Annotated in this window: 12 protein-coding genes; 10 read left to right on the forward strand and 2 right to left on the reverse strand. The window is 70.9% G+C overall.

The features are described from left to right. Window positions 1–47 precede the first annotated feature (47 nt). From ACTWQO_RS22045 to ACTWQO_RS22055, 3 genes are all read left to right on the forward strand, one after another. Complete coding sequence (locus ACTWQO_RS22045) at window positions 48–671, forward strand: TetR/AcrR family transcriptional regulator (protein ID WP_443239048.1); 624 nt, start codon at window positions 48–50, stop codon at window positions 669–671. Window positions 672–753: 82 nt separating this feature from the next. Next, on the forward strand, window positions 754–1,455 hold the full coding sequence (locus ACTWQO_RS22050) for a ribonuclease HII (protein WP_443239049.1): 702 nt from the start codon (window positions 754–756) through the stop codon (window positions 1,453–1,455). A gap of 68 nt (window positions 1,456–1,523) precedes the next feature. Continuing rightward, window positions 1,524–2,159: a hypothetical protein gene (locus ACTWQO_RS22055; RefSeq protein ID WP_443239050.1), complete on the forward strand. Its 636-nt coding sequence runs from the start codon at window positions 1,524–1,526 to the stop codon at window positions 2,157–2,159. Between the two features lie 447 nt (window positions 2,160–2,606). Here ACTWQO_RS22055 and ACTWQO_RS22060 read toward each other — a convergent pair whose 3' ends face one another. Both ACTWQO_RS22060 and ACTWQO_RS22065 read right to left on the reverse strand, forming a co-directional pair. Next, a complete protein-coding gene (locus ACTWQO_RS22060; protein ID WP_443239051.1) occupies window positions 2,607–3,236 on the reverse strand; it encodes a hypothetical protein in 630 nt (209 codons plus the stop codon). 356 nt (window positions 3,237–3,592) lie between these two features. Beyond that, the gene (locus tag ACTWQO_RS22065) at window positions 3,593–5,758 is read right to left on the reverse strand and encodes a RecQ family ATP-dependent DNA helicase (RefSeq protein ID WP_443239052.1); all 2,166 of its coding nucleotides are present in this window, start codon (window positions 5,756–5,758) and stop codon (window positions 3,593–3,595) included. Between the two features lie 140 nt (window positions 5,759–5,898). On the opposite strand from ACTWQO_RS22065, the gene ACTWQO_RS22070 reads away from it, so the two are divergent. The 7 genes from ACTWQO_RS22070 to ACTWQO_RS22100 all read left to right on the forward strand — a co-directional run bounded on the left by ACTWQO_RS22070 (window position 5,899) and on the right by ACTWQO_RS22100 (window position 17,207). Beyond that, the gene (locus tag ACTWQO_RS22070) at window positions 5,899–7,569 is read left to right on the forward strand and encodes a DUF4192 domain-containing protein (protein WP_443239053.1); all 1,671 of its coding nucleotides are present in this window, start codon (window positions 5,899–5,901) and stop codon (window positions 7,567–7,569) included. Between the two features lie 269 nt (window positions 7,570–7,838). Further along, complete coding sequence (locus ACTWQO_RS22075) at window positions 7,839–10,013, forward strand: glycogen debranching N-terminal domain-containing protein (RefSeq protein ID WP_443239054.1); 2,175 nt, start codon at window positions 7,839–7,841, stop codon at window positions 10,011–10,013. A 131-nt stretch (window positions 10,014–10,144) separates the two neighbouring features. After that, window positions 10,145–10,903, forward strand: coding sequence for an NUDIX hydrolase (locus ACTWQO_RS22080; RefSeq protein ID WP_443239055.1), 759 nt, complete (start codon window positions 10,145–10,147; stop codon window positions 10,901–10,903). A 112-nt stretch (window positions 10,904–11,015) separates the two neighbouring features. Continuing rightward, complete coding sequence (locus ACTWQO_RS22085; RefSeq protein ID WP_443239056.1) at window positions 11,016–13,184, forward strand: ATP-binding cassette domain-containing protein; 2,169 nt, start codon at window positions 11,016–11,018, stop codon at window positions 13,182–13,184. Window positions 13,185–13,347: 163 nt separating this feature from the next. Further along, on the forward strand, window positions 13,348–14,235 hold the full coding sequence (locus ACTWQO_RS22090; protein ID WP_443239057.1) for a FadR/GntR family transcriptional regulator: 888 nt from the start codon (window positions 13,348–13,350) through the stop codon (window positions 14,233–14,235). Between the two features lie 426 nt (window positions 14,236–14,661). Then, on the forward strand, window positions 14,662–16,197 hold the full coding sequence (locus ACTWQO_RS22095; protein ID WP_443239058.1) for an RNA polymerase sigma factor: 1,536 nt from the start codon (window positions 14,662–14,664) through the stop codon (window positions 16,195–16,197). Window positions 16,198–16,313: 116 nt separating this feature from the next. Next, complete coding sequence (locus tag ACTWQO_RS22100; RefSeq protein ID WP_443239059.1) at window positions 16,314–17,207, forward strand: tyrosine-type recombinase/integrase; 894 nt, start codon at window positions 16,314–16,316, stop codon at window positions 17,205–17,207. The last annotated feature ends 39 nt before the right edge of the window (window positions 17,208–17,246 follow it).

Here is a 17,246-nt window from a genome sequence, read left to right on the forward strand (position 1 = left end):
CCCCTTCTCCGGAATCACCGCTTCCGCTGTTCGTTGGAGACGATCAGATGGTTACTTCGCGCTGGACGGCCGCCCCCGCACAGACGGCTTCCCTCCGCCGGCGCGGCGCCGTGCTCGAACGAGCAATCCTCGACGCCGCGTTGGATCAGCTCAGCACGGTCGGCTGGAACGGCCTCACGATGGAGGGCGTCGCCGCGGGCGCCCAGACCGGCAAGGCCGCGGTCTACCGTCGCTGGCCGTCCAAGGAGGATCTCGTCGCGGATGCGCTGAGGGCCGGGCTGCCGAGCTTCGAGGCGGCGCCCAACCTCGGGAGCGTGCGCGACGATCTGCTGCAGCTGTGTCGCCAAGCGCGCGACGCGATGTACTCAAGGCCCGGTTTCGCCTTGCGTTCGGTAATTCACGAATGCGACAACATCCAGGCGGAGCGCTTCCATGGGGTGATCATCAAGGGTGTCGTGGAACCGACCATCCAGTTGCTCCGAGAGGTCATCGACCGTGGAATCGAGCGAGGCGAGGTGCGAGCCGACGCGGCCAACGGATACGTCGTCGATGCCATCCCGGCGATGATGATGTACCGATCGAAGATGTGCGCAAGCGAATGGAATGATCATGAGATCGAGGAGATGGTCGACCAGCTGATGGTCCCGCTGCTGCGGCCGTACGGGGTCTGACTGCGAGGTTCGCGGATGGTGAAGTCCCCCAGGTGAACCGGGGTGTCGCCAGAGGATCCGGGCGGCGTAGGCTAAGGGCGCCATGCCGTACGAACCACCTACTCACACCGTCGAGCGCTCCCTTCGCGCCACGACCGGAGCCAAGGTCATTGCCGGTGTCGACGAGGTGGGGCGCGGCGCGTGGGCCGGCCCCGTCACCGTCTGCGCCGCGATCACCGGACTGCGTCGGCCCCCCGAAGGCCTCACCGACTCCAAGCTGCTCACCATCAAGCGCCGTACCGAACTCGCCGAGGTGCTCCTCAAGTGGGTGACCTCGTATGCCCTGGGGCACGCCTCTCCGGAGGAGATCGACGAACTGGGCATGACGGCCGCGCTGCGCCTGGCGGCGGTGCGTGCGCTGGAGAGCCTGCCGGTCCGTCCCGAAGCGGTGATTCTCGACGGGAAGCACGACTATCTTGGCGCGCCCTGGAAGGTCCGCACGGTGATCAAGGGGGACCAGTCCTGTGTGGCGGTTGCGGCGGCCTCGGTGATCGCGAAGGTTCAGCGCGACAAAATGATGGCCGAACTGGGCATCGACCATGCAGACTTCGGTTTTGCGGACAATGCCGGGTACCCCTCGCCCGTGCACAAGGCCGCGCTGGAGGAGCGGGGACCCACCCCGTACCACCGGTTGTCGTGGGCGTATCTTGATGCGCTGCCCCAGTGGCGGCACCTCAAGAAGGTCCGCAACTGGGTGGACGGAAGCGTTCCGGAGATCGAGGGGCAGCTCGGCTTCGACTTCTGACGATTCCGCTCGCACTGATGTGCCACCCGCCGACGCGAGCCGTACCAACGTTTGATAAATATCAGCTCATGCCTCTCATTCCCGAGGAGCCTCAGATTCACGAGAGTGCCCAGGGTCCCCGCGCCACTCCGGCCAGTGGCCGTACCGCGCCGACCCCCCGTCCTGTACCCGGCCCCCGCCCCGCGGCTCCGTCGCGCCCCGGTCGTCCCGGGCCCCTCAGGCCCACGCCACCGGTGCAACGTACGCCGCGAGACGTGGCCAAGCCCGGACCGTCGGGCCCGGCCGACCATGCCGCCTCTGATGCGGCCCCGGCGACTCCGCAGATCCAGCTGATCCCGGCCTCGGTGGAAGGCGCCCTCGACGCCGCCGAGGAGGCCGTGGATCTGCTGCTGGACTCGGGTCGCGCCCCCAGTGACGTGCTGGTGATCACCACCGGCGAACAGCATCCATGGGCCGCTCACGAGCTGTCCTTCGGTGAAGCCGCCTATTGGGCGCAGCACGACTCCGGTGACGACGTCTTCTATGCGGACGCCGCCGTCGCGAGCCGTGCTGCCTCGCGTCCGGTGGTCGTCGTCGCTGTCAACGGCGGCCCCGACGCCGCTGCCGCCGCCGCTCTCCCTCTGGCCCTCACCCGGGCCGGCGCACTGTTGATCGTCTGCGGCGACCCGCAGCAGATCAACTCGGTGCTGGGCGCGGGCGTCTGAGCCCGTTCCGCAACGTCCGGGGGACGGCGGGGCGGTGGTGACGTCGCCGCGGCGGTGTTTGCACGGTGGAGGGTTTGGCGTGCATACGTGAGTGGGGCTTGTGGGGCTCGCGTGCCGCAGGTTTCAAGACGGGCGATCCGCTTTCGTGTCGTGGCCTGGGACCGGCGAGGCAGGGCAGGCGACGGTGCGGCTTGTGTTCCGTGGGGCATTGACTCCGGGCGGGGAGGCGATCGAGGGCGGCCGTGATCCTGGCTGTCGTACAGGCTCCGCGGGATTGTCCTGCACGGCTCTGGGGTGTAGGTGCACGCCCTGAGTGGGGGCGTCTTGGCGCGGCGTGCGGTCGGGCCCGGGGGTATTCGGTGGGGTCGAGGCTGGAGCGTACCGATGGTCGGCTCGGCCGAAACGTTCCGTCAGGCTCCGTCAGCGTTTCCTCAGGGAACCGCGCACTCAGCGAGCCGCCGCGCGGCGCAGGACCTCCGACGCTGCTCCGCCGGTCTGCCGCTTCGGCGGTGGCGCCTCGGACGTGGCGAAGGCTTCCGGGGTGGAATCTGCGCTGGGTCGGCGTCCGCCGCGGCCCTCGCCGAGGACCTGCCAGCCGCCACGGGTCAGCGTGATGTACGCCCCACAGCGCAGCCCGTGCAGAGTGCAGGCGTCACGCAGCCCCCACATCCACGCGCCGTCTTCCTCCGTCCAACGCGCGTCGCCCTCACGGCAGTACAGCAGCACTGCGGTGCGCACCGGCGTGCGGCGCCGCAGGTCGTGGGGGATGACCCGGCGCAGTTGGGCGAGCAGGACGTTGCGGAACATCCAGCCGTCGGCCGGGGCCGGGCTGCGGACGAAGGAGGCACTGGCGCAGAGCCGTTCGTCCGGGTCGAGGACGGCCACGATGGCGGTTGCCGGCCGGGGGTGGTGCCGGGAATGCAGTCCGCTGACAACTTCCCGTGGGTCGCGCAGGAGGGGGATTCCGGCCGCGGCCCACTCCGCGGGTTCGAGCATGCGGGCCAGAGGGTTGGCAGACGCGGCGGACAGGTCGGACGACGTGGATGCCGCGGGGGACGGAGCGAATCCGAAGGTCACGGTCCTCCCTTCGGCTACGCGCCCACACTACGGGCGGGGTCGGATTCGGGGGAGCGCACACCGCAGCGGAGCCCTGCCGGATCACGGCGAGCCGTGCGGGGAGCGGACCTCAATTCTTCCTGTCGAATGTGGATGCGGCAACGAGCAATTGGGGCCACCGACCGATATCTGATGGTGCGTGGTTTATATCCCCACCAGGTGTGTCATCTGCGACGCATGGTGCGACCGTGCCTCAAGGGCGGACGCCGTTTGAGGAGAGGGGGTCAGGCAATCGGCCTGCCTGGCGGTGCGGCTCTCGGGGCCACCGTTCCCGCCAGCGCACGCGTGCATGGAGCCGCCCTTCGCGATGGATGTGATCAACCCTGGACTGCCAGGACCAGCGGTAGCACTCCCTGGGCGCCGGCACGCCGGAGCAGGCGGGCTGCGACCGCGAGCGTCCAACCGGTCTCGGTGAAGTCGTCCACCAGGAGGACGGGGCCTCCGACGCCGGACAGAGCGGAGGCGAGGGCCGGCGGCACGGTCAGCACGCCGTCGAGTGCCTTGAGCCGCTGGGCGCTGTTGCTCCGGGAGACCTGATACCCGTCGCCCGTGTACTCGACGGAGCCCAGCAGTGGCAGTCGGCCCACCTCCGAGATGTGTGCGCCGAGGGAGTTGATCAGTTGCGGCCGGGAGCGCGAGGCGATGGTGACGACACCGACGGGACGCGCCTGGGCGTCCGTCGCCCCCGGGGCCCAGCCTCCGGGCCCCTTGGCCCAGTCCGCCAGTACGCCGACGACAGCCTTTGCCACGTCGTCCGGTACCGGGAAGTCCGAGGCATGCGGGGCCAGCATCGGCCGGAGCCGGTTGCCCCAGCCGATGTCCGACAGCCGTCCGAGAGCCCTTCCGGGCGCGGCCTGCTCACCGGCGGGAATGCGGCCCTTGAGATCGACGCCGATCGCCGGCAGCCCGGTCGGCCACATCCTGCGCGGTTCCACCTCGACGCCCGCCCGCCCGAGGTCGTCGCGCGCGGCGTCCAGAGCGGCCGGGGACATGTCGGCGGTGAAACGCGCGCCCGCGCAGTTGTCACAACGTCCGCAGGGCTTGGCTCCCTCGTCGTCCAGCTGGCGTTGCAGGAATTCCATACGGCAGCCCGTCGCCGACGCGTACTCCCGCATCGCCTGCTGTTCGGCCTTGCGCTGCCGGGCCACCCAGTCGTACCGCTCCGCCTCGTACGTCCACGGCTGCCCGGTCGCGATCCAGCCGCCCTTGACCCGCTTGACCGTCCCATCCACGTCGAGGACCTTGAGCATGGTCTCCAGGCGGGACCGGCGCAGCTCCACCAACGGCTCCAGAGCGGGCAGCGAAAGGGGCCGCTCCGCGCGCGCGAGGACGTCGAGCGTGCGCCGCACGAGGTCCTCCGACGGGAAGGCGAGCGAGGCGAAGTACTCCCAGATCGCCTCGTCCTCCTTGCCCGGGAGGAGGAGTACTTCGGCGTGCTCGACGCCGCGTCCCGCTCGGCCCACCTGCTGGTAGTAGGCGATGGGCGACGATGGCGAGCCAAGGTGCACCACGAATCCCAGGTCGGGCTTGTCGAAGCCCATGCCGAGCGCGGAGGTGGCGACCAGTGCCTTGACCCGGTTGGCGATCAGGTCCTCCTCGGCCTGCTGCCGATCGGCGTTCTCCGTCCTGCCCGTGTACGGGGCTACGGTGTGTCCGCGCTGTCGCAGGAAGGCGGTGACCTCCTCGGCGGCGGCCACAGTGAGCGTGTAGATGATGCCGGAGCCCGGCAGCTCGTCGAGGTGGTCGGCGAGCCAGGCCATCCGGTGCGCGGCGTCCGGCAGCCGGAGCACGCTCAGGCTCAAGCTCTCCCGGTCCAGCGGCCCGCGCAGCACGAGGGCGTCCGACGTGCCGCCGGTGCCGAGCTGCTCGGCGACATCGGCGGTCACACGCGCGTTGGCGGTGGCCGTGGTCGCGAGTACCGGCACACCGGGCGGGAGGTCCATCAGCATCGTGCGAAGCCGTCGGTAGTCCGGGCGGAAGTCGTGACCCCAGTCGGAGATGCAATGCGCCTCGTCGACCACGAGGAGTCCGGTCGCGGCGGCGAGTTTGGGCAGCACCTGGTCGCGGAAGTCCGGATTGTTGAGCCTCTCCGGGCTGACCAGCAGGACATCGACCTCGCCCGCGGCGATCTCGCTCTGGACCATGTCCCACTCCTCGGTATTGGAGGAGTTGATGCTCCGCGCGTGGATCCCCGCACGGGCCGCGGCCTCGACCTGGTTGCGCATCAGCGCGAGCAGTGGGGAGACGATCACGGTGGGGCCACTGCCCCGGGCGCGGAGCAACGAGGTAGCGACGAAGTACACCGCCGACTTGCCCCACCCCGTGCGCTGGACGACGAGGGCGCGGCGTCTGTCCGCCACCAGCGCCTCGATCGCCCGCCACTGGTCCTCGCGCAGCCTGGCCGCGCCTGTGGCGTCCCCGACGAGGCGGGCGAGGACCGCGTCGGCGGCCGCCCGGAGATCCGCGTTGCTCGTGTGCTCCATGCCTCCCATACAACAGGACGGCGCTGACAATGCCGGCCGGCTGTGGACGATGAGGGTCTCTCCGATCGGATTGACGTGTCCCTGGTCGGACTTATCCACAGGCCGAAGCGGAGGCCCGTAATCCGGGAGATCGTCGGCGCATGACGAACCACAGCGAAACGACTGGATCTCCTGAAAACGAGGACATGGCCGGGCGCGAGGGGCTCGATGCGCACGGCGCGAGGGACGAGCCCGGCGGAGGCCATGAGGCCTTTGGCCCCGACGATGCCTGTGTCCCCCACGGCCCTGATGGGTGCGACGCACCCGAGGCGTACAGCGCCCCTAACGCGCACAACCGGCCCGACGTGTACGACGGCCATCCCGGCGAGCACCAGGTCACCCTCCGCACCCCGGCCGAACTGGCCGACGCCCTGCCGTATCTGCTCGGCTACCGCCCAGAGGACAGCGTCGTCCTGGTCGCCCTCCACGACAGGGGTGGCCGCGGACGCTTCGGCGGCCGGGCTCGACTCGGCATTCCCGCGAACCCGGACGACTGGCCGTCCGCGGCCCGGCAGTTGGCCCACGGGCTGGTGACGGGCAGCGAGCGCCGCGGTGCCCGCCCGGAACAGTTGGTCGCCTACGTCTGCCAGGAACCGGCGAACGGGGAATCCGGCCGCCAGGTCATGGAGCGACTGCAGGCGCTGGCCCAACGGCTACGCGTCGAGTGCGGTCTGCTGGACGTGCCGGTGATCGAGGCACTGTGCATCTCGGACGGCCGTTTCTGGTCGTACTGCTGCGTGAACAGGCAATGCTGCCCGCCTGAGGGCACGCCCATGGGCCTGCCAGGGACCTCCGTGCTGGCCGCCGCCGCCACGTATGCGGGCCTCCAAGTGCGCGGCTCCCTGCGTGAACTGCGGGCCAGGCTCCTGCCCTGGGAAGCCGCGGCCGCTCTGGAGCAGGAGGTTGCTCTGGACGCCGCCGGAATGAGCCTCGTCCCCCGGATCCTCGACGACGAGAGCCGGGCGGGTGTGGCCCGGGAGACGCTCGATCTTGCCCGGCGGGTCATGAGTCGTATGGCCGAAGCCCCGTCCGTGTCCGGCACGGTCAGGGCCGACCTGCGCGACGACGGACTGCTCGGACACGACGAAGCCGCGACGCTGATTCTCGGCCTGCAGGACCGTACGACGCGTGATCGAGCGGCCGAGTGGATGGAGGGCGACGAGGCCGGTCCGGCGCTGCGCCTCTGGCGAGCCCTGGCCCGCCGCTGCGTCGGCCCGTACAGCGAACACGCCGCGGCGCCGCTCACGCTTGCCGGGTGGGTCGCCTGGTCGACGGGAGACGACCTGGAGGCCAGGGAAGCCCTAGCGATGGCGCTCGGCGCGGACCCCGGCTACCTCTTCGCCCGTCTGTTGCACCAGGCCTGCAACGAGGGGCTGGACCCGGAGTCGATCCGCCGCTGCCTGCGTGCGGAACGCGAGGGTCGTGAGCCGATGCGAGCCGGCAGCGTGGAGGTCACGCAGGAGCCGACGCTGAGCAAGGCCGCCGGGCCGGACCCGTGCGCCGCTCCCACATCGGCGTCAGCCTCACGCCGCCGACGCCGTGCACGGCCCGCGAGTGCAAGCGACGACTCACCTCGCTCCGCGAAGCCCAAGGCGCGAGAGCCGAGGCCGAAGCCCTCCCGGCCGAGCACGACGGCTGCGGGGGTTACGCGCCCGGCGACTGCTCGTGTGGGCGGCATGCGCACACGTGTCTCAGCCAAGGGAGCGGCCCATGGCACCGGCAATTCGGGAGACCTGCACGCCAAGAGCGACAGCCAAGAGGGAGACACGTGAGCGGAAGCACGGGCGGCTGCACTCGGACGGACGGCAGCAGCCGAGTGAGGACGGTTCGACAACCGGGGCAGGTTGCCCTGGGCGGCCCAGTCCGCCATCACTCGCTCCAGTCGCCCTGCCGGGGGCGTTACCCCGAACAGCCCTATGCCGTTCACCTGAGTGGCGGAACGCCTGGACGGGCATGGCCGCCGCACCACCCATGTCACTCCGGACGCATCCAGCACGGCGCCAACACGCCCGAGGCGCCCAGAGCGCAGAAGGAGCCGCCCATGCATCAGCTGACTCCGCCCACGACCGTTGTCGACGACGAGCGCCGTACGCACGGCGGGTCCGCTCCGGGTACTGGTCCACTGTCGTGCGCGGACAGTGCCGGCGCCCGCAGGTCCGCGTTCCCGAGCGGTTCGCAGGGCTGGGCACCGTCCCAGCCCCAGGCTCAGACACGCGGTCCGGCCACGATCCCGTCTCGCGCCGCTCCGCTGCCGATCTCGGGTCGGCCCCTGGACCTGCCGCCCGCCCACACCGCTCTGGTCTGCGTCGCGCTCCCCGGATTCGCCATCTCCACGGAACAGGGGCAGCTGACCGGTCGCGGGCTGGAGGGGTTCTACCGCGCTGGCCGGCGTGTGCTCTCCCGCTGCCAGGTTCGGGTGGCCGGCCGCGAGCCACTCGCGGTGCAGGCCAGGATGACCGCGGCCGACACCGCCCGGTTCGTGGGCACCCTGCGCACGTCCGCGCACGCCGGTCCGGACCCGGAGGTTGTCGTGGAGCGCCTCCGCGGCGCGGACAGTACGGAACGGATCACCTTGCACAGTGCGGCACTCCGCCCACTGCGCCTGCCCGTCGAGGTGGCCCTCGGCACGGATCTGGCCGATCTGGCCACGATCGCGAGCGGTAGCGCGGGGCACGAACTGCCGGCCAGCGTCCACGCCTGTGGCCTGCGCTGGTCCTGTGCCACCGGGAAGTCCTCGGTCACGGCCGACCCACCGCCGCACGATGCACTGGCCTCCGCGGGGCTGCTGCGCTGGGAACTCGAACTGCCCCCGGGCGGCAGCACGAGCGTGGAGCTGCGCGTACGACCCGACGGAGCGGGACCCCTCCGGGCCGTGGGCCGTTCGACGACGAGCCCCCTGTCACCCGCCCGGGCGGCCGGAGACAACCCCGGAGTGCAGGCACTCCTGCGCACGAGCATCGAGGACCTCCAGTCCCTGCTGCTGCGCGACCCCGCCCACCCGGTGGACACGCACCTGGCCGCCGGCGTGCCGTGGCGCTGTGGCCTCGCCCCGGCGGACGCACTGGCCGCCGCCAGGATGACGCTCCCCCTCGGCACCCGGCTGGCCGCGGGCACACTGCGCACCCTCGCCCGCACGCAGCTCGACGGCCCGGGCACCCGATTCGGCATGATCCCGGGCCCGCGACGGGACGCGGGCCCCCATCTGCCGCCGGCCTGCACGGGCACGGAAGCCACGCTCCTCTTCCCCGTGCTCCTGGCCGAAGCCCGCCGCTGGGGCCTGTCCGAACATGAGACACAGGAACTGCTCCCGGCTGCCGAGCGCTGTCTGACCTGGCTGCGCACCACGGTGGGCGACGGCACGTATCTGCGCGGCCCGCACGCTGGCGGGCCGTTCCGCTGCGAGACGCAGGCGTATGCCCACCGCGCCGCACTGCTCGGCGCCGATCTGCTCGACGACTCCGGCAGACCGGGTGGGGCGGGGCTGCGGCAGTGGGCCGAGGCCTTGCGGACGGCGTTCCGGTCGGACTTCTGGGTCGACGACCTGGGCGGCGGCCGGCCGGCGGCCGCGCGTAGCCCGGACGGCCGGCTCGTGCCGCACCTGGGCGCGTCCGCCGTCCACCTCCTCGACACCGGCCTGAGCGGCGGGGGCCGGCAGGCAGCCGGTCTGCTCGACAAGGTGCAGACCGAACAGCTCGCCCGGCTGCTCGGGGGCCCGGCCTTGGACTCGGGCTGGGGTCTGCGCGGGCTGGGCGCGAAGGACCCGGGGTACAACTCGTTCGGCCACCGCAGCGGGGCCGTGCGCGTCCAGGAGACGGCCGTCGCGGTGGCGGGGCTGGCCGCGGCCGGGTACGAGAAGGAAGCGGGAGCCCTGTTGCGGGGCGTGCTGTCCGCGGCCGAGACCTTCGGCCACCGGCTGCCCGAGATGTACGCGGGGGAGCAGCGCACGGACGGGAGCGCCCCCCTCCCGCACCCCGCAGCCTGCCGCCCAGCTGCCACGGCCGCGGCTGCCGGCGTGCTGCTGCTGACCACCCTCGCCGGCATCCGTCCCGACGCACCCGCCGGGACGGTCACCCTGCGCCCCATAGGCACCGCTCCCCTGGGAGAGGTCGTCCTGACCGGACTGCGTGTGGCGGACGCCCCCTTCTCCGTACGGGTCAGCAGACTCGGCCTCGCCATGGTCGAGGAGGCGGCCGACCAGCTGCAATTGGGAAGGTGACCTCGTATGCAGCGGCACCGCACGACTGCCGGGAGAGCAAGGTGAAGCCCATACCGAGCCAAAGTGGATCAGCGATCGATGCGGCCGACGAAGGGAGTGTTTATCGTCAGGCAGACGACTATGATCGCCGCATGCCCTACGACCCGTCAGCCTTTCCGCCCTTCGCCGTCACCGTGGACCTGGTCGTGCTGACCGTGCGCCGCCATGCCCTGTGCGCGCTGGCGGTACGCAGGGGCGAACCGCCGTTCCAGGGGCGCTGGGCGCTCCCTGGAGGCTTTGTACGGGCCGACGAGGACCTGGCGCAGGCGGCGGCCCGTGAGCTGGCCGAGGAGACCGGGCTGCGCGCCCATGATCCGGCCGTCCCCGTCCAGGACAACGGCGCCCACCTCGAGCAGCTCGCGACGTACGGCGACCCCAAGCGGGATCCCCGGATGCGGGTGGTCAGCGTCGCGCACCTGGCGCTCGCCCCCGACCTGCCGGCCCCACGAGCGGGTGGCGACGCCAGCAATGCGCGGTGGGCGCCGGTCGAGGAACTGCTGCAGCAGAGCGGCTACGGCCGCGACGGCGAACCCGAGGCGCCGCTCGCCTTCGACCACGCGCAGATCCTGTCGGACGGTGTGGAGCGCGCCCGGTCCAAGATCGAGTACTCCTCCCTGGCCACGGCGTTCTGCCCCACCGAGTTCACCGTCGGCGAGCTGCGCCGTGTCTACGAGGCGGTGTGGGGCGTCGCGCTCGACCCGCGCAACTTCCACCGCAAGGTGACGGGCACACCCGGGTTCCTCGTCCCCACGGGCGGCACCACCACACGCCAGGGCGGTCGCCCGGCCCAGCTCTTCCGGGCCGGCGGCGCCACGCTGCTCAACCCTCCGATGCTGCGCCCCGAGGTGTGACGCCGGGCACGGGAAGCGAAGGGCGAACGGAAGTCCGATCCGGCCGACCACCGCCGGTCAGCAGGCTGTGGCATGCCCGAAAAACCGGACATAGCGCGCTATCTTGCTTCGGGTGATCGAGGTCTTCGGATTGACCAGCAACCCCCGCAAGGAGCTTCCCCCCGCCGTCGACGACGTCACCTTCGAGGCGCGCGCGGGCCACGTCACCGCGCTGCTCGGCGCGCCGGGGGCAGGTAAGACGACGGCGCTCAGACTGATGCTCGAACTTCAACAGGGCCGCGGAATCACCTACTTCAGAGGCCGCCCCCTGCACCGTATCGCCCATCCCTCGCGTGAAGTCGGCGTACTCCTCGGCGACGTACCCGGACACCCCGCCCGGACCGTACGAGGGCACCTTCGCATGCTGTGTGCCGCCGCGGGCCTTCCCGTCCGCCGCGCCGACGAGGTCCTTGAGGTGGTCGGCCTGGTCAGCCTGCGTGACGAGCGTCTCGGCACCCTCTCACGCGGCATGGACCGCCGCCTCGGCCTCGCCTGTGCCCTGCTCTCCGACCCGCACACGCTCGTGCTCGACGAACCCGCCGACGGCCTCACCGCCCGCGAGATCCGTTGGCTGCACGCCATGCTGCGCGCGTATGCCTCCCAGGGGGGCACGGTCCTGCACACCACCGCCGACCCCAAGGAAGCCGCGCGCACCGCCGACCGCGTCGTCACGCTGGAGCAAGGCAGGCTCGTCGCAGACCAGGAGGCCGCCGAGTTCGCCCGCACCCGGCTCCGCCCCCGGGTCGCCGTCCGCAGCCCGCACGCCGTGCGCCTCGCAGCGCTGCTCACCAAGGAGGCCCGCACTGGGCAGCGCTCTGTCGAGGTCGTGCGCGAGGGAGGCAACCGGCTCTCCGTGTACGGCAGTACCTGCGCCGACGTCGGCGAGACCGCGTTCCGCCACGGCATCCTCGTACATCAACTGGCCGATGAGATCGGGGACATGGGGGCCGGTGCGGCTGCCGTACCCGCGCAGGAACCGCAAACCTCCCGCCAACCGCACCCGGTCGCGGCCGATCGCGCACCGGACGTGCCGCGGCAGACCGAGAACTCTTCGGCGCCGCCTGAACCGTCGCTGGACGCCGGGGATGCATCGCCGGCGCCGCTTGACACCGGGGACGCACCGGGAGCGCCACTCGACGCCTCGCAGAACTCCGCGGACGCACACCGGCCTCCGCTCGATGCGTCGAAGAGCGCCGTGGGCGCGCCCCGGGCGCCTCTCGACGCGTCGCGGAACGCAGACGACGCACCCCGGGCAGGTGTCGACGCACCACAGGCCCCCTCCGAGCCTGTCGACGCGTCACCCCCCTCGGCCGACGAGCCGCAGATCTCCACCGAAACGACCACGGGAGCGCAGGGCTCCGACGACACGCGCGTCGCGGCCAGCCGCGCGCGAGCGCGCTCCCACAGTTCCGGCGAAGCCCGCACCCTCGACACCCCGCCCGCGCTGCCGCCCCCCATCTCCGTGCGCCCCTCGCCCAGTCCCCTCCGCCCGCTCCGCTACGAGCTGCGCCGCGCCGCCGGAATCAGCACGGGGTTCATCACCGGGGCCGTCGTACTCGCTGTGTCCGTCCTCACCGCCGTAGTCCTGGCCCGCATCGGCCACACTCCCCAGCCGCGTCTGCTGGCCGCGTGGCCGCAGGAACTGCCGCTGCCGCCCGCGGCGCTCGGCGCGGGACTGCTCGGCGCGCTCTCCTTCGGCGACGAGTTCCGCCACCCCGCCCTGGCGGCGGACCGCGGCACCGTGCCCCGCCGACTGGGGCTGCTCGCCGCCAAACTCCTAGTCAACGCGGCCACCGCGCTGCTGCTGGCCTTCCTCACGGTCGGCTGCAACGCCGAAGCGCTCTATCTCGTATACGGACGGGAGCTCACACAAGTTCCCGCCGACTGGCTGTCGCTGAGCGCGAGTTGGCTCGGTCTCGTGGTCGGCTGCGCCTGGGCCGGAGTGCTGTCCGCCGGTATCTTCCGGTCCACCACGGCCGGGCTCGCCGCCGTGGTCTCCGTACCGATTCTCGTCGTACCTCTCGTACACAAGGTCCTGGAGGGACCGGCTGTGCGAACGGCGGCCGGGTTTCCCATGCGACTGCGCGAGGTGCTCCTTATGCAGTGGCCCTTCGGCGGAGAGCGATATCTGGCCGCAGCGGCCCGGGTGGTGGGTCAACCCGTGGGCGGCGCATTGGCGTTGTCACTGTCCGTCCTGCTCTGCGCATATCTGCTCACGACCCTGCGTAGCAGGGTCCGATGACGACCATCCGAGCCTTTCCGATCCGGCCCTGCGCACAACTCCCCCGGGGAAAGCCCATTTCTTTCCGATAAGGCGTCAATTGCGACGGGGTGAGCGATCACCCTTTCGTGTGCTTTTCACCAAAGACCTCAAGGGAGTTGGAGACGGCGCCGACAAAGGTTCCGTGAGTACCCTTGCGCACACCATGATGACCGCCGCCCGCTCCGCAGACTCCGGTCTCGCCGGCCCGGGCGAACTCGACCGCTATCCCTACGCCGAGGCGCCCCCCGCCGACCGTGTCGGGGCCTCCGCCTGGGACGGCGCCGATCCGGAGCTGGGCCGGGTGGGCCGGCGCGCCGCCGGCAGCCGCGGACGCGGGCTGCACGGCCAACTCGTCCAGCAGCTCGGCCAGATGATCGTCTCGGGCGATCTGGGCGCCGACCGTCCGCTGGTGCCCGAGGAGATCGGCCAGCGCTTCGAGGTCTCCCGCACCGTCGTCCGTGAGTCGCTCCGCGTCCTGGAGGCCAAGGGCCTGGTCAGCGCCCGCCCGAACGTCGGCACGCGCGTGCGTCCCGTCAGTGACTGGAACCTCCTCGACCCGGACATCATCGAATGGCGCGCCTTCGGGCCGCAGCGCGACGACCAGCGACGCGAGCTGAGCGAACTGCGCTGGACGATCGAGCCGCTGGCCGCGCGCCTCGCCGCCGGGCACGGGCGCGAGGACGTCCAGCAGCGGCTCGCGGACATGGTCGAGATCATGGGCCACGCCATGGGGCAAGGGGACGCGCTCACCTTCTCCCGCGCGGACGCCGAGTTCCACTCCCTGCTCATCCAGGTCGCGGGCAACCGCATGCTGGAGCACCTCTCCGGGATCGTGTCGGCCGCCCTCCAGGTTTCCGGCGGCCCCGTCACGGGTTGTGACAGGCCGAACGAGACGTCGCTGGCGCATCACGGCAGGATCGTCGACGCGCTCGCCACCGGCGACGGCCCGGCCGCCGAGGCCGCGATGCGCCAGTTGCTCACCGTCCACCCTGAGGTGGAGCGCGTGGTGCCCGCGCCGCGCGAGCACTGACGCGCACCACGGGCGGCGCGGACCGGGGTTGCCTCCCCCTCCTGTGGCCATGCCGGTCGGCGGACCGCCCCCTGTCGGACCCCGCAGGACCCCTCGGGTTCCTGCGGGGTCCGACGGCGCGATCGAGCGGAAAGGCACGCGGTATGGGTCCGTCACAGGCACGAGTGACCCCCTCTGTCCGCGTCTGACCGTTTTTGAGCGCTTACGGGGTGTGACTCGGGCCACGCAGATTGGGCGTAACGCTCGTGGGAACAGTGCGATGACCTAAGAGGTGACAGCCGCGGAGGGAATACGGACGCCGTTCAAGGCGCTGTGCATCTTCCCGGCCCCCGCCCGCACCGTCGGCTCATCCCCAAGTCGGCGGTCGGCTCCTGTCCGCCGTGGACGGGGCCGGAAGCCGTTTTCCAACGTTCCGAGAGGTTGTTCGTGTCGGCCAGCACATCCCGTACGCTCCCGCCGGAGATCGCCGAGTCCGTCTCTGTCATGGCGCTCATTGAGCGGGGAAAGGCTGAGGGGCAGATCGCCGGCGATGACGTGCGTCGGGCCTTCGAAGCTGACCAGATTCCGGCCACTCAGTGGAAGAACGTACTGCGCAGCCTCAACCAGATCCTCGAGGAAGAGGGTGTGACGCTGATGGTCAGTGCCGCGGAGCCCAAGCGCACCCGTAAGAGCGTCGCAGCGAAGAGTCCGGCCAAGCGCACCGCCACCAAGACGGTCGCGGCGAAGACGGTGACCGCCAAGAAGGCCACCGCCACCGCCACCCCGACGGCACCCGTCGTCGACCCGCCCGTCGAGGACGAGGCGTCGGCGACGAAGGCCGCTGCCAAGAAGACGACCGCCAAGAAGGCGGCCGCGAAGAAGACCGTCGCCAAGAAGACGGCGGCCAAGAAGACCACGGCCGGCGCCAAGAAGGACGACGCCGAGCTGGGCGAAGAGGAAGTCCTCGAGGAAGCCAAGCCGGGCGAGGAGCCCGAGGGCGGCGAGAGTGCCGGGTTCGTGCTGTCCGACGAGGACGAGGACGACGCGCCCGCGCAGCAGGTCGCCGCGGCCGGTGCCACGGCCGACCCCGTCAAGGACTACCTCAAGCAGATCGGCAAGGTCCCGCTGCTCAACGCCGAGCAGGAGGTCGAGCTCGCCAAGCGCATCGAGGCCGGTCTGTTCGCCGAGGACAAGCTGGCCAACGCCGACAAGCTCGCCCCCAAGCTGAAGCGCGAGCTGGAGATCATCGCCGAGGACGGCCGGCGCGCCAAGAACCACCTCCTGGAGGCCAACCTCCGCCTGGTGGTCTCCCTGGCCAAGCGCTACACCGGCCGCGGCATGCTCTTCCTGGACCTCATCCAGGAGGGCAACCTCGGTCTGATCCGCGCGGTCGAGAAGTTCGACTACACCAAGGGCTACAAGTTCTCCACGTACGCCACCTGGTGGATCCGCCAGGCGATCACCCGCGCGATGGCCGACCAGGCCCGCACCATCCGTATCCCGGTGCACATGGTCGAGGTCATCAACAAGCTCGCGCGCGTGCAGCGCCAGATGCTCCAGGACCTGGGCCGCGAGCCCACCCCGGAGGAGCTGGCCAAGGAACTCGACATGACCCCGGAGAAGGTCATCGAGGTCCAGAAGTACGGCCGCGAGCCGATTTCCCTCCACACCCCCCTGGGTGAGGACGGCGACAGCGAGTTCGGTGACCTCATCGAGGACTCCGAGGCCGTCGTCCCGGCCGACGCGGTCAGCTTCACGCTCCTCCAGGAGCAGCTGCACTCCGTCCTCGACACCCTGTCCGAGCGCGAGGCGGGCGTCGTCTCCATGCGGTTCGGTCTCACCGACGGTCAGCCGAAGACCCTCGACGAGATCGGCAAGGTGTACGGCGTCACGCGTGAGCGCATCCGCCAGATCGAGTCCAAGACCATGTCGAAGCTGCGCCACCCGTCCCGTTCGCAGGTGCTGCGCGACTACCTCGACTGAGCCAAGTCCCACCGAACGCCCCTGACCTGCACTTTGCGGGTCGGGGGCGTTTTCTGTTCCAACCACAGCGCTCCTAGCCCAGATATCAATTCACCGCCCTGGCATATGCTTGCGGCATGAATGAAACGGGCATACGTGAGCTTCTGGACTCCTGGGTGATCCATCTGGCCGCCGAGCGAAAGTCCGCCCAGACCTTGAAGACGTACGCGGACGGCGTCCGTTCCTTCCTGAGATGGGCCGCAGCGACCGGCACCCCACCCGTTCTGGACCGCCCCACCGTCAACGCCTTCGTGGCGGCACTCATCGAGGGTGGCGCCGAGCCGGCCACCGCCCGATCCCGGCAGCTTGCGCTGCGCCGGTTCTCCGCCTGGCTGACCGATGAGGGCGAGATCGACACCGACCAGTTGCAGAACCTGAAGCCGCCGAAGCTGGATGTGAAGGTTGTCGACGCCCTCAGCGACGACCAGCTCCGGGCCATGCTCAAAAAGTGTGCTGGCCGGGACCTGCGCGACCGCCGCGATGCGGCGATCATCCGCCTCATGGCCGAGACCGCCGCCCGCGCAGGAGAGGTTGTGGGCCTGGTCGTCGGGGACGTCGACGTTTCGGCAGGCCTCGCGGTCATCCGCCGCGGCAAGGGCGGCACGGGACGCATGGTGGCGTTCGGTTCCCAGACGGGACAGGCCATCGACCGGTACATACGGGTCCGCCGTACCCACCGCCTCGCCGCCTCGCCGGCGCTTTGGCTCGGCGACCGCGGAAAGAACTTCTCGTACCAGGGGCTGTACAGCGCTCTGACCTACCGCGCCGAGCAGGCAGGGATCATAGGTTTCCACCCGCACCAGCTCCGCCACACCGCGGCGACCCGCTGGCTGGCAGCGGGGGGCTCCGAGGGGGGGCTCATGGCGATGGCGGGATGGAGCCGCAGGGACATGCTCGACAGGTACACCAAGGCGTCATCGGAGCAGCGTGCCGCCGAGGAGGCGCGACGGCTCAACCTCGGGGACCTGTGAGGGCTGGGCAACGCCGCCCGACTCTTCCGCGTGCTCGTC

Origin of the sequence: Streptomyces sp. 4N124, assembly GCF_052245395.1 — a bacterium.
Taxonomy (GTDB): Bacteria; Actinomycetota; Actinomycetes; order Streptomycetales; family Streptomycetaceae; genus Streptomyces.